Raw genomic sequence first — 1,162 nt, 5'->3', positions numbered from 1 at the left:
CAAGGACCGTCCGTCGTTCCGCTGCACCGAGTGCGGCTGGCAGACGGCCAAGTGGCTCGGCCGCTGCCCCGAGCCAACCACCGCGACCACGAGGCACTCGTCACGTGGCACGGCATCCCGTTCTTCCACGTGCCGGTGACGGCCGCGACCAAGCCGGACGCCGAGGCCCGGCTCCTGGGGATCATCGACGAGTTCGACGTCGACCTGGTCGTCCTGGCCCGCTATATGCAGGTGCTCTCCGACGACCTGTGCACCCGGTTGCCCGGCCGGTTGATCAACATCCACCACTCGTTCCTGCCGAGCTTCAAGGGCGCGAAGCCGTACCACCAGGCACACGAGCGCGGCGTCAAGCTCGTCGGCGCGACGGCCCACTACGTCACCGCCGACCTCGACGAAGGCCCGATCATCGCCCAGGAGGTCATCACCGTCGACCACAGCCATACGCCCGAGGACCTGGCCGCCGTGGGCCGTGACGCGGAGTCGGCGGCCCTGGCCCGGGCGGTCCGCTGGCACTGCGAGGGACGGGTGTTCGTCCAGGGCAGACGCACGGTGGTGCTGCGCTGACGGCGGCTCAGTCCCCCGCGATCGTGACCGTGACCGGGTCCTCGTCCAAGTCCGCGCCCTCGTCCAAGCCCGCGTCCGTGCCCCCGGATGCGGGCTTGCGGCCGCGGCCGGTGAAGTCGCGGAACAGGGCGATGGCGAGGACGAGGGCCGCGGCCAGGAGCGACATGATGACCTGCTCGCGGCCCGCCGGGTCGGTGAGCATGTAGACCAGCACGAACGAGATCATCGCGATGGTGGCCCAGGTCAGATACGGGAACAGCCACATGCGGACGACGAACTTCTCCGGGTTCTCCTTCAGGATGATGCCGCGCATCCGCAGCTGGGTGAAGCAGATCACCAGCCAGACGAACAGGGCCACGGCACCCGAGGAGTTGAGCAGGAACGCGAAGACGGTGTCGGGCCACTTGTAGTTGAAGAACACCGCGACAAAGCCGAACACGACCGAACCGAGGATCGCGGCCCGCGGCACGCCACGGGCGTTGGTGCGGGCGAAGGCGCGGGGCGCGTCGCCGCGCTGGCCGAGGGAGAAGGCCATTCGGGAGGCGGTGTAGAGGCCGGAGTTGAGGCAGGAGAGGACGGCGGTCAGGACGATGACGTT

Annotated in this window: 3 pseudogenes; 2 read left to right on the top strand and 1 reads right to left on the bottom strand. The window is 69.1% G+C overall.

Going from position 1 to position 1,162, the window contains the following annotated elements:
* A pseudogene (locus tag ACWD10_RS38445) lies at nucleotides 1-77 on the top strand (hypothetical protein); the annotation flags it as partial.
* Nucleotides 73-564, top strand: a pseudogene (locus ACWD10_RS38440) (formyltetrahydrofolate deformylase); the annotation flags it as partial. The pseudogenes ACWD10_RS38445 and ACWD10_RS38440, both read left to right, overlap by 5 nt.
* Nucleotides 565-571: 7 nt before the next feature.
* On the opposite strand, the pseudogene ACWD10_RS38435 reads toward ACWD10_RS38440, so the two are convergent.
* Nucleotides 572-1,162, bottom strand: a pseudogene (locus ACWD10_RS38435) (amino acid transporter); the annotation flags it as partial.

The sequence above is a fragment of the Streptomyces sp. NPDC002851 genome (genome assembly GCF_053591935.1).
This window is presented reverse-complemented; position numbering and strand designations above follow the sequence as displayed.